The organism is Halohasta litorea (genome assembly GCF_024494645.1).
Taxonomy (GTDB): Archaea; Halobacteriota; Halobacteria; order Halobacteriales; family Haloferacaceae; genus Halohasta; species Halohasta litorea.
Window position 1 is genome coordinate 486,238 of record NZ_JANHDJ010000002.1, and the last position, 21,970, is coordinate 508,207.

General features: G+C 60.4%; 17 protein-coding genes and 1 pseudogene. 14 read left to right on the forward strand and 4 right to left on the reverse strand.

The window, feature by feature from the left end; genetic code table 11:
• Positions 1 to 2: 2 nt before the first annotated feature.
• From NO877_RS07365 to NO877_RS07420, 12 genes and pseudogenes are all read left to right on the forward strand, one after another.
• Positions 3 to 609, forward strand: a pseudogene (locus NO877_RS07365) (transposase domain-containing protein); the annotation flags it as partial.
• Between the two features lie 316 nt (positions 610 to 925).
• Positions 926 to 1,924 (forward strand): dihydroxyacetone kinase subunit DhaK, encoded by a 999-nt coding sequence (dhaK, locus tag NO877_RS07370; RefSeq protein WP_256395675.1) that lies wholly within the window; start codon positions 926 to 928, stop codon positions 1,922 to 1,924.
• A 579-nt stretch (positions 1,925 to 2,503) separates the two neighbouring features.
• Positions 2,504 to 3,292 (forward strand): class I fructose-bisphosphate aldolase, encoded by a 789-nt coding sequence (locus tag NO877_RS07375; RefSeq protein ID WP_256395676.1) that lies wholly within the window; start codon positions 2,504 to 2,506, stop codon positions 3,290 to 3,292.
• Between the two features lie 144 nt (positions 3,293 to 3,436).
• Positions 3,437 to 4,921 carry a glycerol kinase GlpK gene (glpK, locus tag NO877_RS07380; RefSeq protein WP_256395677.1) on the forward strand — a complete coding sequence of 495 codons (1,485 nt, stop codon included), beginning with the start codon at positions 3,437 to 3,439 and terminating at the stop codon, positions 4,919 to 4,921.
• Positions 4,922 to 5,038: 117 nt separating this feature from the next.
• Positions 5,039 to 5,686, forward strand: coding sequence for an HAD family hydrolase (locus NO877_RS07385; RefSeq protein ID WP_256395678.1), 648 nt, complete (start codon positions 5,039 to 5,041; stop codon positions 5,684 to 5,686).
• 436 nt (positions 5,687 to 6,122) lie between these two features.
• A complete protein-coding gene (locus NO877_RS07390; RefSeq protein WP_256395679.1) occupies positions 6,123 to 7,637 on the forward strand; it encodes an NADH-ubiquinone oxidoreductase-F iron-sulfur binding region domain-containing protein in 1,515 nt (504 codons plus the stop codon).
• Complete coding sequence (locus NO877_RS07395) at positions 7,634 to 8,587, forward strand: 2Fe-2S iron-sulfur cluster-binding protein (protein ID WP_256395680.1); 954 nt, start codon at positions 7,634 to 7,636, stop codon at positions 8,585 to 8,587. Before NO877_RS07390 ends, NO877_RS07395 begins: the two co-directional genes overlap by 4 nt.
• Complete coding sequence (locus NO877_RS07400; protein WP_256395681.1) at positions 8,584 to 10,950, forward strand: molybdopterin oxidoreductase family protein; 2,367 nt, start codon at positions 8,584 to 8,586, stop codon at positions 10,948 to 10,950. The genes NO877_RS07395 and NO877_RS07400 overlap by 4 nt, the downstream gene beginning before the upstream one ends.
• Before the next feature lie 2 nt (positions 10,951 to 10,952).
• Positions 10,953 to 11,696 (forward strand): helical membrane plugin domain-containing protein, encoded by a 744-nt coding sequence (locus NO877_RS07405; protein WP_256395682.1) that lies wholly within the window; start codon positions 10,953 to 10,955, stop codon positions 11,694 to 11,696.
• 10 nt (positions 11,697 to 11,706) lie between these two features.
• The gene (locus NO877_RS19800) at positions 11,707 to 13,710 is read left to right on the forward strand and encodes a molybdopterin oxidoreductase family protein (protein ID WP_256395683.1); all 2,004 of its coding nucleotides are present in this window, start codon (positions 11,707 to 11,709) and stop codon (positions 13,708 to 13,710) included.
• Entirely contained in the window at positions 13,700 to 14,371 is a 672-nt protein-coding gene (locus NO877_RS07415) for a molybdenum cofactor guanylyltransferase (RefSeq protein ID WP_256395684.1), read from the forward strand. The genes NO877_RS19800 and NO877_RS07415 overlap by 11 nt, the downstream gene beginning before the upstream one ends.
• A gap of 167 nt (positions 14,372 to 14,538) precedes the next feature.
• Positions 14,539 to 14,703 (forward strand): DUF7838 family putative zinc beta-ribbon protein, encoded by a 165-nt coding sequence (locus NO877_RS07420; RefSeq protein ID WP_256395685.1) that lies wholly within the window; start codon positions 14,539 to 14,541, stop codon positions 14,701 to 14,703.
• Positions 14,704 to 15,435: 732 nt separating this feature from the next.
• On the opposite strand, the gene NO877_RS07425 is transcribed toward NO877_RS07420, so the two are convergent.
• Entirely contained in the window at positions 15,436 to 16,149 is a 714-nt protein-coding gene (locus NO877_RS07425) for a ThuA domain-containing protein (protein WP_256395686.1), read from the reverse strand.
• A gap of 172 nt (positions 16,150 to 16,321) precedes the next feature.
• Here NO877_RS07425 and NO877_RS07430 point away from each other — a divergent pair, with 172 nt between their 5' ends.
• A complete protein-coding gene (locus NO877_RS07430) occupies positions 16,322 to 16,546 on the forward strand; it encodes a hypothetical protein (protein WP_256395687.1) in 225 nt (74 codons plus the stop codon).
• Between the two features lie 106 nt (positions 16,547 to 16,652).
• Here the strand turns inward: NO877_RS07430 and NO877_RS07435 are convergent, their stop codons facing one another.
• From NO877_RS07435 to glpA, 3 genes are all read right to left on the reverse strand, one after another.
• Positions 16,653 to 17,099, reverse strand: coding sequence for a GlcG/HbpS family heme-binding protein (locus tag NO877_RS07435; protein WP_256395688.1), 447 nt, complete (start codon positions 17,097 to 17,099; stop codon positions 16,653 to 16,655).
• A gap of 108 nt (positions 17,100 to 17,207) precedes the next feature.
• Positions 17,208 to 18,584 (reverse strand): glycerol-3-phosphate dehydrogenase subunit GlpB, encoded by a 1,377-nt coding sequence (gene glpB, locus NO877_RS07440; RefSeq protein WP_256395689.1) that lies wholly within the window; start codon positions 18,582 to 18,584, stop codon positions 17,208 to 17,210.
• Entirely contained in the window at positions 18,574 to 20,265 is a 1,692-nt protein-coding gene (glpA, locus tag NO877_RS07445; protein WP_256395690.1) for an anaerobic glycerol-3-phosphate dehydrogenase subunit GlpA, read from the reverse strand. Before glpA ends, glpB begins: the two co-directional genes overlap by 11 nt.
• Positions 20,266 to 20,932: 667 nt before the next feature.
• On the opposite strand from glpA, the gene NO877_RS07450 reads away from it, so the two are divergent.
• Positions 20,933 to 21,886: a DUF7973 family transport facilitator gene (locus tag NO877_RS07450; protein ID WP_256395691.1), complete on the forward strand. Its 954-nt coding sequence runs from the start codon at positions 20,933 to 20,935 to the stop codon at positions 21,884 to 21,886.
• The last annotated feature ends 84 nt before the right edge of the window (positions 21,887 to 21,970 follow it).

The window sequence follows — 21,970 nt, forward strand, 5'->3', positions numbered from 1 at the left end:
CTATGGCCGAAATCACTCGCCTCAGCGGTTGTCACGACTGGATTGAATCAGAATCTGTGGAGCGAGAGCGGACACCGAGCGAGCTGGTGAAGCTCGGGTTTCGACTCCATTTGGCTGAATTATCACTTTCGAATACTATATCAGAACTTTGGGTTTTCGGTGTCAAACGCTCACGAAAAGCGGTTCATAATTGGATTCAGACGGCAGATCTACAGCCCACCAGCGATGCGATTTCGGATCACATTGCGTTGGACGAGACGGTGATCCAGGACAGTGCTCAGTAGTATTGGCTGTACCGGCGGCCGATATGCAGCGAACAAATTCTCCATTATACGCTGTTTACAACCATAACGACGGTATTGGCGCAGAAAATTTTGTGAGAACTCTGTGAGAAAGACGATGTTTCTGAGGTTGTATTTCCCGTCGGTCACGGGCATGTTATCAGTTGTATTGAATCGAGTAGGACTCCGATTTCAAACTGTTCACTATGGAAACCGGAATGCTGTCGAACATATATTTAAAGAAATATATCAGCGAACGCCTTTGTTTAGCAATAGTTTCAGCCATATCGATCCGACAACCGCAGAAACAAGGCTACAATCGTCCGCAGCTTGTATGGGATTCGCGTAACCAAACACGATGGGCAGGCGGGAGAACCCGTTTGCCCGCCGCCAAGGAAGGCTGTATGGGGCACTGATCTTCTCAAAGCCGGTCCTCTGTCTCTGGATCTATTGACCAACATTGCGTACAGTTGATCAAGCGGGAGTTAATCGAGTCGTTTGTCGAGGGTACCGATATGTTCAAAAAGGCAAGCGATTTCGGACAGAAATCACTCAGTAAACGCTACACCTCACCTTGCAACCGGATCTGAACACCTCGCAAACGGAGAAATAATTTTTTTATACAAGGTGGTGTATGATTAATCATGAAAAAGCTGGTCAACGATCCTGAGGACGTAGTCGACGAGATGCTCGACGGACTGGTCGCTGAGCGACCGGACGCACTGCGGCGGGTCCCGGACTCGAATATAATCGTCAGAGAAGACGCACCGGTTGAGAACAAAGTCGCGGTGACAAGCGGCGGTGGGAGCGGTCACGAACCGGCGTTCGCGGGCTACATCGGCGAGGGGTTCCTCGACGGTGCGGCCTCGGGCGAGGTGTTCACCTCCCCGACACCTGATATGTTCGAGACACTGGTCGAGTCCGTCGACGCCGGAGCGGGCGTGGTCGTCATCATCAACAACTACGAGGGCGATATCATGAACCTCGAAACGGCGGTCGAGATGATCGAGATGGAGACCGACACGGCCATCGAGACGGTCATCGTGGACGACGACGTGGCGGTCGAGGACTCCGAGTACACGACGGGCCGACGTGGGGTCGCTGGCGCAACGTTCGCGCTCAAAGTAGCGGGGGCCAAAGCCGCAGAGGGGGCCGACCTGGAGACGGTCGCCGAGACGACGCGGGCGGCTATCGACCGAATCGGGACGATGAGCATGGCACTGACTCCCTGCGTGACCCCCGAAAAGGGCGAACCCACATTTACCCTCGGCGACGACGAGATGGAGATCGGCATCGGTCTCCACGGCGAACCCGGCGTCGAGCGCACCGAGATCGCGAGCGCAGACGAGATCACCGACCGGCTCGTCGACGGGGTGCTCGAAGACTTAGACCCCTCCGGCGAGGTCGCAACCATTGTCAACGGGACGGGCGGAACGCCGCTGATGGAACTGTATGTCGTCAACCGACGGCTCCAGGAGCGTCTCGACGACGCGGGACTTGACCACTGGGATGCGTTGGTCGGCGAGTATATGACCTCCCTCGATATGTGCGGGTGCTCGGTGACGGTGATGGATGTCAACGAGGAGTTCAAGCGACTGCTTTCGGCCCCAGCAGACTCCCCCGGGATGACAGTGCCCGAGTAAACTACTCCTTGATACTGTTACCACGAGGCAGCGGTCGGATCTTTACTTCCGGACAGGCCACGAAACCTCCACCGTCTACCACGAACCGGTCGTGCTCGATGCCAGTGTCAATGCTGTCCGATGGACGATCCCGCAAACGGACCGGACACAGTTTCGGACGACACTATCTCGACCGAGTCGCTGGAATAAGTCGGTAAACCGTGGTGACTCGTCTCAGTCACTTGTTCGGTATTTACGAACGAGTTAACTCGTTTACGGAACTGTATCCAGCTAACGAACAGCGATCCATTACAGTAGTAAATCGCCTATATGGACGTGTAACGCCATAGATAGCTGTTACCCAGAGGTTTGGGTTTCAGTAATATTACATCGTTATGTGTGTAATGTTTTCTGTGAGTGTATTGGGTTGTTACCTTTGGTATTCGGTATCTCAGAACAGTATCGAAATCGCAAACTAGTTTTCGGTATTTTTCGGTTGGTCGACGAGCATAGTTCTCGCTACCGTATTGATTTGGAACTGTCATATGTCTCCAAGAAAAGCATAAATAGCAGACTACGTAATCGGTGAACTGGTTACAAATGGTAGAAACGTTAGCAAGCGGCGTTGTTGTTGCGCTCGATCACGGACTGCATTGGGGAGAATTCGATGGATTCGAGGATCGAGAGGAGACTCTCAAGGCCGTTCTCGACGGTGAACCGGACGGTATCCTTGCGAGTGTCCCGTTCTTCGAACAGTATGCTGATGTCTTCGAGTCGTACCCTTCGGTGTATCAGATCGGGACCGTCGACGTGATCCACGATTCGACGATTCCGGGCCATCAGGGTGATGCGGAAATCCACCGACAGGCGTTTAGTCTTGATCGCGCTGCCGAGGCAGGAGTGGATGCGGTCAAGGCGTGTCTCATCTATGGCCGATCGAATGCCTCCGTGTTGGGTGACAACCTCGAGTTCGTATCGAAGCTTACCGGTGAGGGACGTAACTACGATCTCTCAGTCATGGTCGAGCCGACACTGTGGGGGCCGCAGATCCCCGACGATTTGGATGCAGAGTTAATCGCAAACGCTGCCCGAATTGGATCAGAGCTCGGACCGGATATGCTGAAACTGTACTATCCCAACGATCCGGACGCCTTCGGGGCGGTTGTCAGTAACGCACCGTACCCAGTATTCGTCGCAGGAGGCCCCAAGGCGGATACCACGTCGGCCGTTCTTGAGATGACCAGTGAAATCGTCGGAACCGGTGCTGCGGGGATCACCTACGGGCGTAATGTGTGGCAACACGACGATCCGACGGCGCTCGTCGCTGCACTTTCTGATATTGTCAACGATGGAGCACTGCCTGCAGAAACGGAACAATATTTCAATTAGAATCGGTTTTCGTTGCCGAACATCGTCAAACGAGGTCGAAACCATAACTGACCGAACTATCACGGACAACACATTATTCAGGAAAAATAAGGATATACTATTATGTAGCCGGAATGTTACGGTAACAATGAGGTGCTCTAATACATGGTAATCGGTGCTATCGACCAAGGAACTGCTGCAACGAAGTTTTACTTGTTCGATCGACAGGGTGATATCGTCGGATCCGCATCAAAGGATCACGAACAGATCTATCCAGCGCCCCGCAAGGTCGAACACGATGCGACGGAGATTTGGCAGAATACAAAGGATGTCATGATGGAGGTTCTCGAGTCGACGGGGACCGATCCAACTGAACTGGACGGCATCGGCATTACGAACCAACGCGAGACGACGATCATCTGGGATCGAGAGACCGGCGAACCGATACACAATGCGATTGTCTGGCAGGACAAGCGGACGATCGATCGTATTGAACAGCTTATTGAGGACGGCTGGGAAGAGAAAATCAGGGAAACAACCGGGCTCGAACCGGATCCGTTCTTCTCGGCCGGAGAGATCGAATGGATCCTTTCCAACGTCGATGGGGCACAACAGCGGGCTGAGAACGGCGAAATCCTCTTCGGGAATATCGATACGTGGCTCACGTGGAACCTCACCGGCGAACACGTAACCGACGTCACGAATGCCTCCCGCACAATGTTGTTCGATCTCGAAACACTCGACTGGGACGACGAACTACTGACCGAGTTCGGGGTTCCCCGCGAGATCCTCCCGGAGGTTCAGCCGTCGATCAACGAGGAGTATCACGGAACGACCGATGCCGACGGGTTCCTCGGTACGGAGGTTCCAATCAGTGGTATCCTCGGTGATCAACAGGCAGCACTGTTCGGACAAGCGCGGTTCGAACCCGGCGAGATAAAACACACCGTCGGAACCTCGTGTGTCATGCAGATGAATATCGGCACCGAGGCGACGATCAGCGAACACGGATTAAATACGACCGTTGCCTATCAACGCACCGGCGAGGACCCCATTTATGCACTCGAAGGGGAAATCTTCACAGGTGGTCAGGCGCTGGCGTGGTTGGAAGAGATTGGTGTGGTTGACGACGTTGCCAATACGGCTGACCTCGCGCGCTCGGCAGAGTCCTCAAGGGACGTATTCTTCGTTCCGACGTTCCAGGGGCTTGCGACACCGTACTGGGACCCGGCCGCTCGCGGTGCCATCTTCGGCCTCGAACGCGGAACGAGTCGTGAATCCGTTATCAGGGCGGCACTCGATGGGATCGCCTACCGAACCAGAGACGCTATCGACGCGCTGAAAGCCACCAGCGGGCTGTCGATCGATAGTATTCGCATCGATGGCGGGATGGCGAAAAACGACTACCTCTGTCAGCGAATGTCGGATGTAACCGATGCTACCGTTGACCGACCGGAAGTGCTAGAAACCACAGCACTCGGAGTCGCCTACGCTGCAGGGCTCGCCGTCGGCGTCTGGCCAGATACGAAGACCCTTCGAAACCACTGGAAGCTGGCCCATCGGTTCGAACCGCAAGTAGATTCAACCGAGATTCAGGCGCAGTACGAGCAGTGGGAGGACGCCGTCGACCTTTCGCGTCAGTGGTCGTGAACCACGGCCACAACCAGTTATTACGTCAGCCCGCTTCAACCCATACCCGAGTCGACGTGTGTAGTGCCATCAGATCAAACCACGAGGTTCATACTTTAGAACACGAACGTAGATGTAATGGTAACCGTAGTGCTGTTTGATATGGATGGGGTCCTCGTCGACTCCGAACGGTATTGGGAGCGCCATTGGGAACAACAGGTCTTCCCACGAGTCCAGTCCGGTGAACCGGTAATCGATGATATCACTGGACGTAGTATTCAAGATATTATTACCGTTCTCGATTCCGAGTACGGACTCCCGGTTGCGGTCGATACGTTCCAGGAAGAAATCGAAGCATTCGCAGACGAGATGTACCGGGAGAAAGCAACTGTAACTCCCGGTATGGAATCGCTGTTCGCAGGACTCCAAGATCGTGGTCTAACAGTCGCCGTCGTGTCGTCGGCCCTCAACCGATGGATCGCTCATGTTATCGAACACTCCGAACTGAATCCGGCGATTACCGTTAGTGCAGAGGATATCGACGCACCAAGTAAGCCGAATCCGGCGATATATACCCATGCGATGGACCGTCTCGGCGTCGATCCATCGGAGTGTCTCGTCGTTGAAGACTCGGTCCAAGGGGTGAAAGCAGGGAACCGGGCAGATACAACAGTGATTCGATATCAGTGCAATCAGCGTGCCGATCCGATTCCTGAATCGGACTATGTCGCGGAGAACATTACTGAACTCCGTGAAAAAATAGTACAGTTGAGTAACGAAGCGTAGAGACAGAATACGATCTAGTTAAGTCAGTTCGAGATGTGAGCTGGTAGGTTCAGAGGGCGGATCTACAGCCCGCCAGCGATGTGATCCCGGCATCAATCGTCATACCATGGTCCCTATGGACCGACAATTTTCCGACGTGGATATCGATACTTCGGAGCGACTGTTCCGCCGATGAGGGCTGGAGCCACTTTTGTTCCTGGATTCACGGTGCGACGAACCCGACTAGCCGACACCCACCCAATTGGCGGTCCTGTGTGCTCTTGCCAGCTGGCTGCCGATGGTTGGAGCCTTTTTCAACCGTCTGAGACTCTCTCTAAATTTGTATTCTTTTGGGCGGATAACAGCATTTGATGACTATCTCGTAATTATATCTGTATTTTGCCCACCCGATGATTTATAATGATTAAAAGCAATAGTTACTCAAGGGCAGTACTACATGACAGACATCATAACAAATAACGAGCCGATTATTCGGATCTCGGAGTCCGGTCTCCGACGGAGCGATCCACAACGAGGTGCAGATACCGACGGGATCGTCGTCAACGTCGGCTCGACAGGTGTGACCGCGATAGAGCCACTACTAACGGTAACCCACGCCGGAGCAACGTCCTTTTATACACGGTGTTCGCCGGATGCGGTCGCGGAGATCGTCGAACGTGTCGATGACACTGCCGACGGCGTGGCCGCTCCCGGCGACCGAACGCAGCCCGAGCCGGAAGCCGTCGTCGGCCACGACCCAACCACGGCCCGGCTCCCGATACCACCGTTGGCGGGGTTCGATACGGGCGTGCGTACGGTTCTCGGTGGTTGTGGGTGGCGTCGACCGACGAACCCGGCCGATCACGAGGCTGCAGGCGGGTTCGAGGCACCCGAGCCCGAGACTGTCCTGGAGATCGGAGCCACGCTCCGCGGTCGTGGCTGGGGCGATCTGTGCCACGACGCACCTCTCGCCGAGACGTGGGAGACCGTCCTGGAGGCCGATGGCAACACAGCGATCGTCGTCAACGCCCACGGAGCCGACCCGGACAGACTGCTGTTGGAGAGTGCCCCCTTCGAGGTGCTCGACGGGGCCGCCGCCCTCGCCCGCACTGTCGAGGCCCACAGTCTCATCGTGTATGCCTCGGAGACCGACGAGCACGCCGTCGAGACCGTTCGGGAGGCTGCGGCGAACTATCCGGAGCTCCCGGTTCCGGTCGATGTGGTGACTGGCCCCGCGGAGTACCGGGCTGCCGAGCCGACGATGGCACTCGAAGCGATCGAAGGCAACCACCGCCTGGAGGCCCGGCTTCGGCCACCGGGTCCCGAAGCAGTCGGGCTCCACGGCCAACCGACGCTGATCCATACCCCACGAACACTCGCCCAACTCGCAGTTGGGCTTCGAGACGGAGGGCCCCCGAACACCCGACTGTTGACGGTGACAGGTGATGTCGACGCACCAGCGACGGTCGAACTGCCCGAAACTGACACCCTCGGCGACGTTCTCGATGCCGTCAATATGGATGGCACACTCAAGGCCGCCCGCGTCGGCGGTCGGTTCGGCGGGCTGACCAGCGATCTCGACGTGGCCGTCGACCCCGAGTCGCTGGCGGCTGCGGATCTCGGTACCGAGGGATCGGTCCATCTCCTCGCGGACGACCGGTGTATCGTCGAGTTCGTCGGGAAAACGGCCCGCTTTAGCTCCGAAGCGAACTGCGGTCGCTGTGTCCCCTGTCGGGAGGGAACCACACAACTCGCAGGACTCCTCCGGCAGATCTACGACGGGAGCTACACGCCCGGCAAGATCGAGGAGCTGGTTCGCGTGATGTCTACGTCGAGCATCTGCGAGTTTGGCGTACAGGCAGGTCGACCGGTCCGAACCGCCATGACCGAGTTCGAAGCGGAATTCGAGGCCCACGCCGACGGCCACTGTCCGGCCGGGCGCTGTCTCGATCCACTGGAGGCCTCAGTATGAGTTCAGAACAACAGCAACAGGCGGAGATCCCGCCACTAACCGAAGGTATCGCCCCCGGAACAGCCACCGATCCGGAAGTCGGTAGTGACACCCCTGCGACGGTGACAGTCGACGGAATCGATGTGTCTCTCGACGCCGGGTCGACACTGCTCGACGCAGTCGACCGAATCGAGACCGACGACTACGTCCCCGCGCTCTGCCACTATGGCAGACAGGAGATCGGCCCCCGAAGCGAGTGTCGGACCTGCATGGTCGAGACGGAGAACTACGGCATCGTCCCCGCCTGTAGTTTCCCGGCCAAGGACGGGATGACGATTCGGACCGCGGCAAGCGAGGCCGCCGAGGCACGCGACGTGAACCTCGATTTGGTCCTGTCTGACCACAATCTGCGCTGTACGACCTGTGGGAAAAACGGCCGGTGTGAGCTCCAGGATGCCTCGATCGAAAACGAGGTCGAGGAACCACGCTATGGCGTGCTCGACGACCGCGACGAGTACGAACCGCTCGACGATTCCTCGGATTTCATTCAGATCGACCGCAACAAGTGTATCCTCTGTAACCGCTGCGTGGAGGCCTGCAACGACGTCCAGGTCGAGGGCGTCCTCCGGATCGAAGGCACCGGGAAAGACACCCGGATCGGCTTCCAGAACGACGCGGAGACGATGGCCGACTCAACGTGTGTCTCCTGTGGCCACTGCGTGACCGTCTGTCCGACCGGCGCACTCGTCGAAAAGGGCATCGAGGACGCCACGACGATTCCACTTCCTGGATTCACCCAGAAGAACTCCATTGGCAAAACCTACGAACCCACCGAGCACGCCACGGGTCCGATGACTCCCAAAAAACGAGCCGAAGGGACGGAAACGAACTCCCCCAAGGCCAACCCGGATACTGAGACAGTCGACGTAGACGTCTGGGATGACGCCTCCAGCGGGGGTGAGTGGCCATGAGCAACAACCGACAGAACGCGACAGACGACCAGCTGGATGGCGTCGCGGGCTACATGCAGCAGGCCAAACAGCAGGCGCTCAAAAACGTCGAGCAAGTCGCCGAGGGGGTGGCCGCCGACACGCTCTCGGAGGGCAAACTGTTCGAGATCGCTACCTCGATCGGCGACAAACGCCTCGAAGAGTTGACCGTCGAGGACACGACCTGCGGCTACTGTGCGGTCGGCTGCCGGTTCGATCTCTACTCCGACGGCGAGGAGATCCTCGCGGCCCGACCGACCGCCGAGGAAGATGCCCCGGTCAACGGTATCTCGACGTGCGTCAAGGGAAAATTCGGCTACAATTTCGTCAACTCCGACGACCGACTTACCAGCCCGCTGGTCCGCGATGAGAACGGCGAGTTCCGCGAAGCGACGTGGGACGAAGCATACTCGCGTGTGGTCGAGGGGTTCGATAGGATTCGAGACGACCACGGCGCAGAATCGCTGTCGCTGATCGCCTCCTCGAAGGCGACCAACGAGGAAAACTACCTGATGGGCAAGTTCGCCCGGCAGGTGCTCGGCACCAACAGCGTCGACAACTGTAACCGCCTGTGTCACTCCTCGACGGTCGCTGGCCTCGCCCAATCGTACGGCTACGGCGCGGCCTCTGTCAGCACTGAGGACCTCGAAATCGCCGATTGCATCTTGCTTACGGGATCGAACACGACCGAAGCTCACCCCGTCCTCGCAACGCGAATCAAACAGAACGTCCGAGACGGTGCTGACCTCTTGGTCTTCGATCCCCGAGAGGTACAGATCGCCGAGTACGCCACCCAGTACAGCCGGATCAAGCCGGGGTACGACGCGGTCTGGATCAACGGGCTCATCCGGCACATCATCAACAACGACCTCTACGACAAGGAGTTCGTGGAAAACCGGGTCACCGGCTACGAGCCCGAGGAAGCACCCGACCACGAGGCGGCCGACGACCGCGAAGAGCGCGTCGACAAACGCGAGACCGGCTTCGAGGCCGTCAAAGAATCGGTCCAGGAGTTCACCCCCGAGGTCGTCGAGGAAGTCACGGGCGTCCCCCACGAGGAGGTCGTCTCGGCCGCCGAGACGATCGCGGCGGCCGACGCCTGTGTGTTCGGCTGGACGCTCGGGCTGACCGAACACTCCCACGGCACCGAGAACGTGCTGGCGATGGCGAACCTCGCGGCGATCACCGGCAACCTCGGGAAGCCCGGCGCAGGCGTCTCGCCGTTCCGCGGGCAGAACAACGTCCAGGGTGGCGGCGGCGATATGGGACCGCTCCCTGACAACTTCCCGGGCTATCAGGACATCGCGGATGACGAACTCCGTGCGAAGTTCGAAGACGCCTGGGACTGCGAGATTTCCCCGGAGTACGGCTACTACACGACCCAGATGTTCCTCGCCGCGGATCGGGGTGACATCCGCGGGATGTACATCATCGGCGAGAACGCGGCACTCTCGGAGCCGGGTGTCAACCACGCCGAGCAAGTCCTATCCGACCTCGATTTCCTCGTCGTCCAGGACCTCTTCGTCAACGAAACCGCCCAGTACGCCGACGTCGTTCTTCCGGCCTGTAGTTTCGTCGAAAAGACGGGTACCTTCACCAACACCGACCGAACCGTCCAGATGGTCAAGCAGGTGATGGAGCCGAAGGGCGATTCGCGGCCCGACTGGGAGATCCTCCAGGATCTCGCCAACCGAATGGGCAGAGAGTGGGACTACGAGTCGAGCGCCGAGATCATGGAGGAGGTGAACTCGGTGACGCCGATCTACGGCGGGATGACCCACGAGCGGATCGAGGCCGAAGGCGGCCTCCAGTGGCCCTGTTGGGACGAAGACCATCCCGGAACGAAACGCCTCTATGAGGAGCAGTTCAACACGGACAACGGCAAGGCGAACCTCCAGGCGGTCGGTTACAGCGAACCCGCCGAGACGCCGGACTCGGAGTACCCGCTGTCGCTGACGACCGGCCGCGTGCTGTATCAGTACCACACCGGCACAATGACCCACCGCTCGGACGGGATGATGCAGTACACGCCCAGCGACTTCGTCGAGGTCCACCCCGAGACGGCCGGGGAGTTCGACATCGAGAGCGGCGAAATGGTCACAATCGAATCACGCCGCGGCGAGATCGTCGTTCCGGCACAGGTGACGGATCGCGTTGGTCCTGACACGGTCTTCGTCCCGATCCATTTCGCCGAGAGCGCGGTCAACCGGCTGACCGATGAGGAACATCTCGACCCTGCCGCGGCGACACCGGAGTACAAGGTGTCGGCCGTGCGCATCAGCCCCGCCGACGGGACCGCCGAGCCGATCGAGGCTGCCGATATCGAAGCCGCGGGGGATGATTGATCATGGCCGAGCCAACCGACTCCTACCCCCAGACCGCCACCAATCGAGCCCGGAAGAACGGCGACGCGGGCGATGGGGATGGCCAGGCCGCCATCCAGGACGCCCTCGCAACGAACGGCGAGCCCCTCGCGGCGCTGATAAACAACAGCGACGAGTTCGAGAACGCCCTCGAAACGGCGATTCTCGTCATCGCCAGCACGGACGACGAGGAACTCGACGAGATCACCGACTCGACAGCAAACCTCGTGGCGGCTGCCGATGGGCTCTCGACCGACGACGCAGCCGCGTTGGCTACCGAGCTCGGTGAGAACGCCGACGAGCTTTCGGCGTCACTGGAGACCGTGGTCGCACTGCAGCAGGCGGGCCACCTCGATGACCTCGCTGCCCTCGTAACGGCGTTCACCGAATCGCTCTCGCCGGACGACATCGAGGCGCTGTCGGCGCTGCTCTCGGAGAACGGCCCCGAACTCGTCGACGCACTCGACACTGTGCTTGAACTCCAGCGGGAGGGACAGCTCGAAGCCCTCGTCGGGACGGCCACGACGCTCTCGGCCATCGAGATCGACGAGGACGCAGTAGACGGAATGAACGACTTCTTGGGGGCGATCGGCGAGGCCCGCCGCGACTCGGAGCCGGTCGGACTCCGCGGAACGGTTCGCCATCTCAAAAGTCGAGATCTCAGAGCCGGAGTCGGCTATCTCCTCGCACTCCTGAAAGCACAGGGCCGCAGACTCAGGCTCGGCTAACATCGTCACTGTGAGCGACAATCCACCACCCCAACCGTCGGTCTGTCCGCTCTGTGCGGTCGGCTGTCGACTCGTTCCTGGCGATGGAGACCGTGCTCGTGGTGTGGCTGGCCCCGCGAACCCGAACGGTCGACTCTGCCGGAAGGGCGTCGGTGCCTATCGGGTCGGCGACGGTGACGCCGACCGACTCACCGAGCCGCTGGTTCGTCGCGGTGGCGATCTCGAGGCCGTTTCGTGGGAGACGGCTTATGAACGCATCGTCGACGGCGTGGAGGATATAAAAGCGACACACGGCCCGAACGCGCTCGCCTTTCTCGGCGCGCCGCACTGCACGAACGAGGAGAACTACCTCCTCCAGAAACTCGCCCGGAGTCTCGGGACGAACAACGTCGACAACCGTGCCCGGCTCTGCCACGTCTCGTCGACGCGAGCCCTCTCCGAACGGGTCGGCTGGCCAGCAACAACCAACAGCCTCTCCGACCTCGACGCAAGCGACGTAATCCTCGTCGCTGGGGCGAACCCGGCCGAACGCCAGCCCATCGCGTTCAACAGTTTCGTCCGCCCGGCAGTCCTCGACGGCGCAACGCTCGTCCACGTCGACCCGGTCGGCAACCGGACGACCCGGCTGGCCGACTATCACCTGGCCCCGCGGCCGGGGATGGACGGGCTGGTGTTCGACCTTCTGAGCGCTGCTGTGCTTGAGGAGTATATGGAGAGTGATCGAGGTGGCGTCGACCGCGTATTTATAAGCGAGCGAACGCGAGGCTACGACTCGTTTGCGGCGTCGATCGCCGAGTTAGACCGCGAAAGCGTGGTGTCGACGGCTGACGTCGACGACACAACAATCGGGCAGGTCGTCGAGTGCATCGCGACAGCCGACCGTGTCTCGGCGCTCGTCGGCACGGGCATCGAAGGCGACGAAGACGAGCCGAACGCGGCGGAGGCGCTGCTGAATCTCCTGTTGCTGACCGGCAACCTCGGCCGCCGTGGAACGGGGCTGTACGTGCTCCGCGGGCTCGTCAACGAACAGGGCGCGACGGACGCCGGCTGTGTTCCCGACTGCCTCCCAGGTCACCAGCCGGTGACTGATTCGGCCGCCCGGTCTCGAATCGCCGCCGAGTGGGGAATCGACCCACCCGCTGTCCCGGGCAAGAATGCGAGCGAACTCCTTGCCTCGTTCGGCGACGATATCCGCGGTGCGGTCGTCGGCGGCGAGAACCCTGCGGTTTCGAAACGGGACCCCGAGTGGATTCGCCGCCGACTGGATGCCCTGGACCTGCTCGTTGTGTGCGACATCGCGCCGAGCGAAACGACCAGCCACGCGGACATCGTCCTCCCTGTCGCCGCCGGTGTCGAGAAGACGGGGACGTTCACAAACCTCGACCGACGCATCCAGCGGTCACGACCAACCAGCCCACCACCCGAGGGCGCTCGGTCCGACTTGGCTGTGCTCCAGGAGGTGGGGAGCCGACTGTTCGCGGACCGAGCGCTGTTCGACTATGCTGACGTCGGGGAGGTTTTCGACGAACTGACGCGCGTCGCCCCCACCCACAGCGGACTCTCATTCGACGAACTCGGCCCGGCGGGCTGCCAGTGGCCAGCCGACGCCGACGGTGTTCTCTACAGCGACTCCTTCGAGACGCCGGACGGACTGGCGGCGTTCGGGACCGCACAGTACATCGTCGAAACCAGAGACGCGACCGTCGGCTCGAACACGGCGGGTCGACTGCAGTTGGTGGCCGGTGGCCGAGCCAGCGAGTTTGAGCTCGACCACGCTCATTCCGATCGACCGCTGCGGATGCATCCCGCCGACGCACGCGACCGCGGTATCGAGACGACTGATCATATCGTCATCTCCGACGGAAAGGTCACCGTCGGAACTGGGGTCGAGATCACAGACCGAATCCGACAGGGAACCGTCTATCTCCCGGCCGCGGTCGCCGACCCGTTTCTCAGAAGTGAGGGGTCGACAGTCACGGTGAGACCGGCTTCGGAGCCCACGGATGACAACTGAGCAGCCGGTCGCATCGGTGCGTGGTGTCGTGCTTGCCGGGGGAAACAGCAACCGATTCGCCGACGGCGATAAGGCAGTCGCGAGCGTTGCAGGGGAGCCACTGCTATCCCGGACCGTGACCGTACTCCGAGCAGCCACTCAACGGGAGCCGATCATCGTCGTCGATACACAAGAAGAGCGGGCGACGTATGCTACTGCTGTCGAGGGAACCGACGTCCGATTCGTCTTCGATGCACCCGCCTACGACGGCCCCCTAGCCGGAATCGTCGGCGCTGCGAGGGCCCTCGACAGCCAGTGGCTGTTCTGCTGTGGCTGTGATATGCCGCTCCTTGCGCCGACGGCGGTGTCCTGGATGATCGATCAGCTCCGCCGTACAGAGACGACCCGAGAGCCGCCGGTCGATGCTGTTGCTGTCGTACACCCGACCGGTGTTGTCGAACCGCTCCACACACTCTATCGTCGAGAGAGTGTGATCGGGCTGCAACAAAGCCTCTCGAACACCGCTGGCCCCCGTAGGCTGCTGTCGAAATTCGATCGCGTCTCAACCGTTTCCATAGCTGACGTGCCAGCGCAGATTCCGATCGAACCGTCGACGACGAATGCCAATACTGTCGAAGAGTTGGACCGGATCCGGCACAACAGTGACTCTTTGTTACTATGATCGGGTAAGATGGAATATCGATGTTCGTAGCTCTCGGTTCTACGCGGGTGCTCAGGTCACAGTACAGATTCTCTATATCAAAATATGATTTATAAGTACTGTATCAGACAGTCGACGGCCGCTGGCTGAACCGGTATTTTAATTCATCGCGGCGTTAACGGGCTCATATGAGCCTCGAACTCGAACACGACTGTCCCACCTGCGAGGACGAAGAGACCTTCTATCGAGCTGCCAGTACGACACTCCACCTCGGCGAAAAGACGAAATGGCGATGTCCGAACTGCAGTTATACGTTCGTCAAAATCAACGGGATCGACAGTTCCGCGGTGTGAGTTCAGCAGCCATCCGGCGATCGTTCTGATACCCGTCCGGCCTCGCGAAGTTCTCCAATCTTGTTGGCACCTATTTATATACTCGTGTGTGCGACAGAACAATTCCCAAACACCGATCTGTTGATACACTCTCCTGTTTTTTGATTTTTGGACGGGGATGCCATCGCGCGAGGTTTCTCGGTGTCCCACCGAGAGAGGAGACACCGTTCAACGAACGTGTAGCCCTCGGCACGACTACCCGTCGGTTGGCCCGTCTCTGATGAACGCGACTGTAATGTGCGACAAAACCACCGACAGCGTCGGTAGAACCGCAAAACGCGTCTAAATAAACTGTATAATGATATACTAAACAACACGTGGTCATGGCCAGGAGACGCTTACTGTAGTCGGGTTAGCTGGCCCGGCTCATCGATTACAGAGGTCGAATAAGATCGTGTATAGCCATTACAGACGTATGTTTGTAAACAATTATCAGGGAACTACGCTTGTCCGCCGTATGCAGCCCACCACTGATGAGACGGTTGTGTTCGAATATACTGAACATCTATCTACCCGAAGCGTACTATTCTCACCATCCGAATCGGCGTAGACGACCACAAGCCGGTACGTCCGTCGGTTTTGGTCCGTAGAGACCGTATTCCTGAGCGGTCTGGGTTGACTGTTGTGGGTTTCTGTTCGAATATACCGAACACCGCTGCCCAAGCGTGGACGATCGCAACCGGCCTATCGGATCTATTCGAGTGACTCCATCGACGTATTCTCGTTCGAAACCGTGTGGTCAGTACGCGGGACTGCCCACCGGACGGCGTTGTCGATCACATCGAGGACGACCGGTTCGTGGTAGACAGGGTAGGTTTCATGGCCGGGTCGGAAGTAGAAGATCCGACCGTTGCCGCGCTGGTAGCAGCAGCCCGACCGGAACACCTCGCCGCCTTCGAACCACGAGACGAACACCAGCTGGTCCGGTTCGGGAACGGCGAACGGCTCGCCGTACATCTCGGTTTCCGGAATGACGAAAGACGTGTCGAGCCCCGCCGTAATCGGGTGGCTCGGGTCGACCGTCCAGACGCGCTCGCGTTCCCTGGACTCGCGGTAGGTCAGCGAGCAGGGGGTCCCCATCAGCCGCTTGAACGGTTTCGAGAAATGCGCCGAGTGCAGCGGGACGAACCCCATGCCGTCGTAGATCCGCTGGCAGACGCGGTCGACGATCTCGTCGTCTACGTCCTCGTGGGCGCGGTGCTCCCACCAGACGAGCACGTCGGTCTCGTCGAGAACCGCCTCGGTCAGCCCGTGGTCCGGCTCATCGAGCGTTGCTGTCCGAACGTCGTGGCCGCGATCGCGGAGTCCCGCCGCAAGGACCTCGTGAATCCCGTCGGGGTACACCGAGGCGACTTCATCGTTCGTTTGCTCTTCGAGAAACTCGTTCCAGACGGTAACTGAAACCATACGGCTACACTCTCAGCCCGTCTCCTAAACCTACCGCCCGCTCACCGTCGTCGGTCGGCAGTGGCTGTTGCCCGCGTCTGCAGTGTTTTGGATGATCGTTCATGCGGTTAATTTTCACGATCTTATACGCGCAAAATACTTATTTACCTCTGGGCCAAACGTAGAGATGAGAATGTTCGTCCAGCTACCCAAACTCAACGCTGCCGCATCGATTGACGAATGGACCCAGGCCGTCGCTGAAGCGAACGACGTCGACGAGGCAATTGTCGAGGCCATCGTGACCGAACTCCGGAACGCTGAGGAGGCCGACGCCACGACGCCGACCGAGACGCCGTGGGACTCCGAGAGCTCCGGAATGACGTATATGTGGCCGACCAACGAACACGGCGACTTCTAACCGGGCACTCCACCACGACACGCTGTTTTTGCGTGCTAAATCGGATCGTCGATGCTGGCGCCGATAGCGGTCGAAAAATGAGGTCGACTGGTGCGTAGCGAGCGGTTCAGTCGTGGCGGACGTCGACAGCGCCGTCTTCGACGAGTTGGTTCCATTTGTCGACGCCAGCCTCGGCGACTTCGCGGTCCTGGGAGACTTCGCCGCCGGAGACGCCGATCGTGCCGACGATTTCGCCGTCGGCTTCCAGCGGGTAGCCGCCGCCGAAGACGACCATTCGGCCCTCGTCGCGGGTGTCGAGCCCGTACAGCGAGTTACCGGGCTCGGACGCCTCGGCGAGGTCGTGAGTCGGCATATCCAGTGCGGCCGACGTGTAGGCCTTGTTTTTCGAGATGTTGACCGACGCGAGCCACGCGCCGTCCATCCGGTGTTGGGCGATGAGGTTGCCCTCACTGTTGGCCACCGTGATCACCATCGGGTTGTCGATTTCGTCTGCCTTCTGCTCGGCTGCCTCGATGAGTTGCGTTGCTGTTGCCAGCGGGATAGATTCTACCATGCAAGCTTTGATTTATTTCAATATCTTATAAGAGTTTGTATTTTCTTCATAGTTGAAATAGTAAAGTTACCAGACCGTCTCGATCCCAACCACCGAGATACGATACGACTACTCGGCGCGGGGTGACGGCTCGTCGACCGGATCGGCAGCCATCCGGCCAGCGACAACTCCTGTGGCCAGCGAGACGCCGCTGGCGGATTTCTCGCGGGCGATGTCCGCGCCACCGACGACTGACCCGGCCGCATAGAGGTTTGCGAACTCGGGCTCACCAGCGGCATCGAGCGGCTGCATCGATTCGTTGGGTCGGACGCCGAACCGCGCGTAGGGGTGGTCGCCGAAGGCGTCGTCGACGAACCAGTCGTACCGGTCGGCGGGCTGTGGAACGTGACAGTCGAACACCGGCTCCTGGACACGCTGGCGGTCGGAGTCGAGTCCCTTGCCGACGAAGCCACCGGTCGCCAACACGAACTGTTCGGCGCTGTAGGGAACCTCCCGTCCCTTGTGGTCGACCCACACTGACTCGATGCGGTTCGGATCGTCCTCGCTCGTCTCGTAGCCGACGACCGGGTTCCCCGTCTCGAACCGCACGCCTTCGGCATCGAGAGCGTCGTACAGTCGATCCTCAAGCCGGAGTCCGAGCAGGCTCGGCGGCCCCATCGGGATCTCGAAGACGTCGACGCCGAGTCGGTCGCCGAGGTCCGCCCGCACCTCGGTGGTGTGGTCGTCGCCGAGCAGCGCGGGAAAGCCGACCCGTTCGGCGTCGCCCAGGTGCGGCTCGACGGCTTCCACGAGTGCCTGGCGGGCGGGTGTGCCGTCGATCGGCTCGTCGTGATCGAGGGCCTTCGCGACGCGGGTGATCTTGGCGTCCGCGCCGAAGGCCTCGGCGAACTCGACTTCCGCGCCGGTCACATCGAACGGGACTCCGGCCAGTTCGAGGGAATCGGCGACCTGTCGGGCGTCGAACTCGGTGAACGAGCGAACGCCGATTATCGTCATGGGTCGGCTATCGCTGGCGAGCCCGGCTGCGACCGCGCGCGGATACCGAGCGGTCGGTTTGACCGTCCCGCCGAAGGTCGGGACGAGCGCGTTTTTCTCGGTGTGACTGCCGAGATACATCTCGCCGGTCATTTCGTCGAACAACGCCAACCCCTCGCGGAGTGCATCCTCGCCGAGAATCGAGTAGGGATGAGTCGGCGGCAACGCCTCGATTTCGGTAAACGGGGTGACGAGTGGACCAGTGTACTCGCTGCGAGACGAACGAACGGTTCGGAAATCCTTCCGTCGCTGGGTGATCGTCTCGGAGGCGGCAGTATCGGTACGACTGGGGACGTAGCCGAGGCCATCGATCAGTCCCGAAGCCTGCCGAAGCGAGGTGCGCTTGTGGCAGACTAGCCGCACGTCAGCCCCTTCGCGGGCGGCCGCGATCGCACTCGTGATTCCGGCGAGGCCGCCGCCGACCACCAGGACCTCGCTTTCAATCGCCATGACGCCCCTCGATGGGTTCGGCTCGGCCCCCGTCGAAGGCCGTGTAGTCGACGCTCGGGCCACCGACCGCGGGGTCGGCGTCGTGGTTCATCGTCGTCGCGTGCAGCAGGTGGTTGAGCATCGCCTGGGAGAGCTGTCGGCCCCACAGCGTGTGTCGCTGCCCTTTCCAGCGTTCCTGATACAGCTGGTCGAGGGCATCGCGGGCGGTGACGGCGTCGTGTTTCGGGTAGATTTCGGCGCTGATCCGATGCGAGCAGAATCCCCCCTGACAGTTGCCCATCGACGCGCGGGTCCGGAGCCGAATCCCGTTGGGGTCGGCCCCAACGTCGTCGATCGCGTCCTGGATCTCCGCGCGAGTGACGGCCTCGCACTCACAGACCGTGGGGTTCGGCTCGTCGGTGTCCAGGACTTCCGGAGCACGGTCCCCGAGCCGCTGTGTGCTCCGGCGAGCGATCGGCGAGCGTAGCCCGAAATCGTCCATCCGGTCTTCGAGCACCGAAATATCGCTGCTGCCGGGCAGCGGCTCCTCGTGGGTTCGGCAGTCGGCGTCGACACCCAGCACCTCACAGACGTGGTCGGCTGCGGATTCGGCCATCTCCCGGTAGGTGGTGAGTTTGCCGCCGACGATCGAACTGAATCCCCCGATCCCGTCGCGCTCGGCGTGATCCAGGACGAAGTAGTTCCGCGTCACGTCGCCGGAATCTTTGGTCGAGTCGGGGTTGGGATCGTACAGCGGTCTGACGCCCCAGTAGGCCCGGATCATCCGCGCCTCGGAGACGATCGGTACCATCTCGCTGGCGATGTCGATCATCATATCGACCTCCCACTGTTCTTCGGGGTAGTCGTCGGGGTCCTCGACCGGGTCGTCGTTGGCCCCGAGCAGGACCGTGGTTTCGTGCGGAATGATGGTGTCGCCCTCGCCTTTCGGCAGACAGCGGTTGATCACCGTGTCGATCTGCCGGACGTTGGTGACGACCATCGCGCCCTTCGAGATCGCCATCTCAAGGTCGATATCGGCCATCTCCGCGATCTGGCTCGCCCACGCGCCGGTCGCGCTGACGACGTAGTCGGCGTCGATCGTTTCGGTCTGGCCCTCACAGCCCTCGCCGAGGTAGTTGGGTCCCTGTCGCTCTATTTCGACGCCGGTTACCTGGTCGTCTTCGACGCGGAGGTCGACCACCTCGGCGTGGGTTTCGACGGTCGCGCCGTGATCGACGGCGTCGGCGGCGTTGGCCACACAGAGCCGGAAGGGATCGATCGCGCCGTCGGGGACCCGGATCGCGCGCTCGACGCGTTTTGTGAGATGCGGCTCTTGGCGGCGGGCCTCTTCGCCGGAGATGACCTCTGTCGGGATGTCACACTCCGCACAGCCCTCCAACTTCTGTTGGAAGTACTCGTCGGAGTCGCCCTCCAGCTGGACGAACAGTCCGCCGGTGTCCTCGATGCAGTGGCCCGCGATCCGGTGGAGAATTCGGTTTTCTTCCATACAGTCGATTGCGCTTTCCTGGTCGGAGACGGCGTAGCGGCCCCCGCTGTGGAGGTGGCCGTGGGTGCGGCCGGTAGTGCCCTCGGTGAGGTTCCCCCGCTCGACGAGGGTAACGTCGAACCCCCGCATGGCGAGATCACGGGCAGTGCCCGTGCCAGTGGCTCCGCCGCCGATAACGACGACTGTGTGTGTCATGGTGACTGGTTGGTGAGAATCGTTATAATTGTTGCGACCAGCCAGCAGCGGCTGTCAGCTACCGGTATTCGGGAACGGAACACGACCTTGGGATGTCCGTTCGGCATTTCCGAACACCGAGTGTGAACTGGGTGTCTTAGCGTCGACGAGGGGGCTGTGGAGACCCCACTAGTCGCGCTATTTAACCACCAATGCCAGTGTTACACCACGTTCAGGTTTCGGCATAGCGATACGTCGGTGTCCACGTGCCGAATAATACGACAAGTATCGGTATAGGAGTAACATTTATGATGTACATCAATGATGATTATCCGTGGTTACGGAAACGAGCCGTCGCGAATCGTTTCCGACCCGGGTACGGTGGGCTCCGCAGACCGGCTGAGGGATCACCGTAGCAGTGATCGAGACATCGGTTTCCAGCAGCGGCACGGTAGTACAGCGGCTCCGATGTCTCTCACACTCCCGGGAGCGGGGTTCGCGCGCCGTACCACCAGTGCTGTCCGCTCGTCGGTCGGAGACACCCGTCCGGGCGAAGACAGCGACATCGCTCACAGCAACGGACTACCGATATGATACCGAAACAACGCGGATCGAACCGACGTACAGTGACGAACCAGACCGTATCGAACGACCGGACAGCTCACCGCTTCAAGCGAGGTGAGCCACAATGGTAACCGAAGCCCTCGTCGACCCGGTTTTCTGGCTTGCCAGCTTTGCGGGGGGTGCCTTCGGTGCGGCCATCGGCGGCCTGCCTGCGTTCATCTTTACCGGGCTCGCAGTTATCGCGGGTGAGGCAGCCGTCATTGCGGGTGCCGATGGGAACATCACGAACCTCATCGGTTTCGGCCCGATCTTCGGCCCCCATATCAGCTTCGCGGGCGGTGCCGCAGGAGCCGCCTACGCAGCCAAACAGGGATATCTCGAAGACGGGAAAGATATCCTCTCGCCGCTCGGGACACACCACACCGACGTACTGTTAGTCGGTGGACTCTTCGGACTGTTCGGCTTTGCCGGTACTGAACTACTCAACTATATTCAGTTCGGCACGGACAACATCGCCCTGATGGTGTTCGTCTCGGCGATCGTCCACCGTCTCGCCTTCGGCTACAGCATCATCGGCGAGGTCTACGGCAACAGCGTCTTCGATATGGGGCCGTTCGAACGCGGCGAGGAGAACGCACCCGGCATCTGGCTGCCGTGGCAGTACAAGTGGAGCGGCGTCACGATGATCGGTATCATCGGCGGCCTCGTCGGCGGCTTCACCTACATCGCAACGGGGAGCGTCGTCCTGATCTTCGGTATCAGCGCGGCGAGCCTCGTGATACTCAACGCCGGTCTCGACAACTTCCCCGTTACCCACCATATCACGCTCCCCGGCGCGGTCGGTGCGGTGAGCGCGGATATGACGGGATTCAGCCCGACGGTCGTAATGCTCGTCGCACTCGCCTTCGGTGTGTTCGGTGCCCTCTTCGGAGAGGTCATCGAACGCATCTTCTACGCCCACGGCAAGACCCACGTCGACCCACCGGCGGCCGCGATTGCCGCCTCCGGACTGCTTGCGACGCTGTTGGTCGCCGTCGGTGTCTTCTCGGGGACCTTCTGGCCAACCTTCGGCCTCTGAAGCCGACCACCCACACTCCTTTTTTCAGCGTCGATACCGCCGCCAGCGGCCGGAGATCGAACTGCGGGGAGATTGTCGTCGATC